Source organism: Pseudomonas sp. CJQ_9 (assembly GCF_043106615.1).
In the GTDB taxonomy this organism is placed as follows: domain Bacteria; phylum Pseudomonadota; class Gammaproteobacteria; order Pseudomonadales; family Pseudomonadaceae; genus Aquipseudomonas; species Aquipseudomonas juntendi.
Genome location: NZ_JBICMS010000061.1, coordinates 1 through 3,360 on the forward strand (window position 1 = coordinate 1; position 3,360 = coordinate 3,360).

At 60.5% G+C, this 3,360-nt stretch carries 3 protein-coding genes; 2 read left to right on the forward strand and 1 reads right to left on the reverse strand.

Annotation, left to right across the window (positions count from 1 at the left end):
• Positions 1 to 221 precede the first annotated feature (221 nt).
• Positions 222 to 587, reverse strand: a complete 366-nt coding sequence (locus ACF8SD_RS11395) for a histone-like nucleoid-structuring protein, MvaT/MvaU family (RefSeq protein WP_009684832.1) — start codon at positions 585 to 587, stop codon at positions 222 to 224.
• 216 nt (positions 588 to 803) lie between these two features.
• On the opposite strand from ACF8SD_RS11395, the gene ACF8SD_RS11400 reads away from it, so the two are divergent.
• Together ACF8SD_RS11400 and ACF8SD_RS11405 are read left to right on the forward strand one after the other, a co-directional pair.
• Entirely contained in the window at positions 804 to 1,211 is a 408-nt protein-coding gene (locus tag ACF8SD_RS11400) for a DUF2946 family protein (protein WP_110676438.1), read from the forward strand.
• 78 nt (positions 1,212 to 1,289) lie between these two features.
• A complete protein-coding gene (locus ACF8SD_RS11405) occupies positions 1,290 to 3,341 on the forward strand; it encodes a TonB-dependent receptor (RefSeq protein ID WP_392484997.1) in 2,052 nt (683 codons plus the stop codon).
• Positions 3,342 to 3,360: the final 19 nt, after the last annotated feature.

Sequence of the window (3,360 nt, forward strand, 5' to 3'; positions counted from 1 at the left end):
CTGGCCCGAAACAAACGTAGGAGCGGGTTTACCCGCGAAGCGCCGCGCGGGCGGCGCTCGATCTCACAGGCGCTGAAGATGCTGCGGCTACCCTTGCCAGAAACCATAGAATCTCCCACAGGACCGTGCAATGCTTGAGGGCTATGCTGTTCCTGGGGGAGCTGGCTTGCCGGCGATGGGGCACAGAGCGGCCCCACTTGATAAGTTGTGCGCGGTACGAGTTAGCGGGCGACCCAACTTTCGACTTCATCAGCGCCGTATTGCTGCTTCCACTCTTTCAACTGGCGGTGATTGCCGCCTTTGGTCTCGATAACTTCGCCAGAGTGCGGGTTCTTGTATTGCTTGACCTGTCGGGCACGACGCGGTGCTTTCGCTGTGGCAGCAGGTGCGGACTGACGGTTGGCCTGCGGATCGAGCAAATTGATGATGTCCCGCAGACTGTAGCCATATTCGGCGAGCAGGTCGCGTAGTTTTGTCTCAAACTCGATTTCTTTTTGCAGCTCGGACGAGCCTTTGAGCGCTTCAAGTTCAGCCAATTGCTGGGCCAGTTTTTGTTCAAGCTGACGAAACTCTGCCAGACGCGACATGTACTTACTCCGAAGTGAGTGGGGTGCTAGTTAGAGAATCCTAACGCGGTTCAAGTTCAAACCCAAATGACAATGAGCTCCAGCCCTGCGCAAGTTCTGTAATGGCGCCAGACACGACAGCGGTCATTAGCGCATGCGACAAAATAGCGCGCCACCGAACTTGAACTGCCGGTCACTGATACGGCTTAATGCGCGCGACGTTTCCATGGGTGATTCATGCTTTCACGAGCGCGTGCGCATCTCTGTCTGTTCGCCTGCTTCGCCGTGCTGTTCAACCTGCTGGCGATGCCGCTTGACCGTGCCTTGCAAACACCCCGCGTCGACAGCCAATCCCTGATTCTCGGTAGCTTTTGCAGCCTGCACGGTGCACAGAGCCTGCCCAAGTCACTGCTGGCCCAGCTCAAGGCCGAGCTGCCCCAACTCGGTGATCAGCCGGAAACGAAACACCAGGCGGGCGACTGCTGCTGTGGCCATGCCGGGCATAGCCTGCTGGCCAGCGACTACTATCGCCACCTGTTCCCGCGGTTCTGGCCCGATGCGCTTCTGCTCGGTGACAGCCACAGGTTGCCACTGCCGCGTGAGCAGTGGCCAAAGCTCAACCCCCGCGCCTCTCCCCTGGCCTGACCCGTCGCTGATTGCCAACAGCTGCCCCGTGACCTGCGGTGTGCAGCCCTGCCCGACTGTCTAGCCAGGAAACTTTCCATGCCTGCGTTCCGTTGTACCGCACGTGCTGCCTTGCCCGTGCTCGCTTTGTTCAGCCTCAGCCCCCTGACACTGGCCGTGGCCGAAACACTGCCTGCTGAAAACTCCACCCTCACCCTTGGCGCGGTCAACGTGACCAGTACCGAAAGCGGCCCGCTGGCCACCAGCAGCGTGCTCAGTTCGGTGGATATCCTGGGCGGCGACATCCTCGAGAAAATGCCGGTGGCCTACAGCTGGGAGCTGTTCAGGCGCGCGCCCGGGGTGTTGCTGACCGAATTCAACCAGGGCACCACCTCGGGCAAGCTGTCGTTTCGCGGCTTCAATGGCGAAGGCGAAGTGAATGCCGTCAAGTTGCTGATCGATGGCATCCCCAGCAACACCAACGACGGCAACATGCCCTTCATCGACTCGGTGTTTCCCATGGACATCGACAGCATCGAGGTGGTGCGTGGTACCAGCGACCCCCGCTACGGCCTCAACAACATCGCCGGTAACGTCAATATCCACACCCGCACCGGGGGCAATTACAACAAGGCGCGCCTGCGCTACGGCAGCTTCAATACGCGTGAAGTGCAACTGGCCAAGGGCATCGAGGCCAGCAATTGGACGCAGAACTACTTCTTCGCTCGCCAGCAGGTTGATGGCTACCGTGACCATGCCGATACCGAGCGCTACAGCTTCGGCGGCAAATGGTTCTATACCCCCGACGATGGCAGCTACCGCCTTGGTCTGATTGCCCGTCACTACGAGTCAGAAGCTCAGGAGGCGGGCTACCTGACCGAGGATGACGCCCGCCATCATCCGCGCATGAGCAATGACTACAACGCCACGGACAAGGGGACGCGGCGGATGAACCAAGTCAGCGTGCACTTCGATACCGACCTGGCCGACACCTTGTCGTGGTCAGCCAAGACCTACCTCAATACCTTCGACGATCGTCGCTGGACTCAATACTGGGCTACCAGCTCGCAACAGGAACGAGACACCTACGAAGACCAGTACGGTGCCATTACCTCGTTGACCTGGCGGCCACAGGTGGACTGGCTGCACGCCTTCGCGCTGGAAGGTGGCAGCGATGTGCAAAAGCAACAGAACCGTAGCGAGCGCTATCGCACCGTGCAGCGTGTACGCCAGGCGCAGACCCGCGACCAGGACTTCGACTTCAACACGGTCGGTGCCTACGTGCAGGCGGAGATCGAGCCGTTCCCATCGTTGAAGATCGTGCCGGCCTATCGGGTGGACAAGATCAGCGGTGACTTCACCAACAAGATGACCGGGCAGGACTACGACATCAACGACTACGGGCTGATCAAGCAGCCCAAGCTCAGCATTGTCTATTCGCCCTGGAAGTTTGCCAGCGTCTACGCCAACTGGGGCCGCACCTTCCAGGTCGGGACCGGCGCCGCAGCCTACAAGGTGCCGCCGCGCAATGAGGACCTGGCCCCTTCGATCAACGAAGGCTGGGAAACCGGCATCAAGTTCACCCCGGCCAGCTGGGTCGATGGCCGCGTGGCCTACTGGCGTCAGGACGCCTCTGGCGAAGTGAGCCGTCGCCTGAACGACCCCAGCGGGGAGTCGGACAATGTTGGTGAGACACGGCGCTGGGGCTACGACCTGCAGATCAACCTGCACCCGAGCGAACGCACCGAGATGTGGATGTCGTACTCATGGCAATATTCGAAGATCCTTGAGCCGAGCAGCGCCCTGCCTGGCAGCAAAGGCAAAGAGATCGACCATGTGCCGCACCACCTGTGGAATACCGGCATCAACTACCAGGCCACGCCTGCCCTGCAACTGAGCGCCTGGGCAAACGGCCAGACCCACTACTACCTGGAGCGCGAGAACACCCAAGGCACCTACGGTGGCTATGTGTTGCTGAACCTGGGGGCAACCTACCAGGTCAGTGCGTCGATGAGCGTGGACCTGCAGCTGAAAAACCTGACCAACCGCTATTACGAGTACGCCTGGTACGACCCGGATGGGGCGCACGCTTCGCTGCACGCCCCCGGTGACGGGCGCGCACTCTATGCCGGTGTGACGTTCGACTTCTGATGGCAAAGCGGGGCGGCCA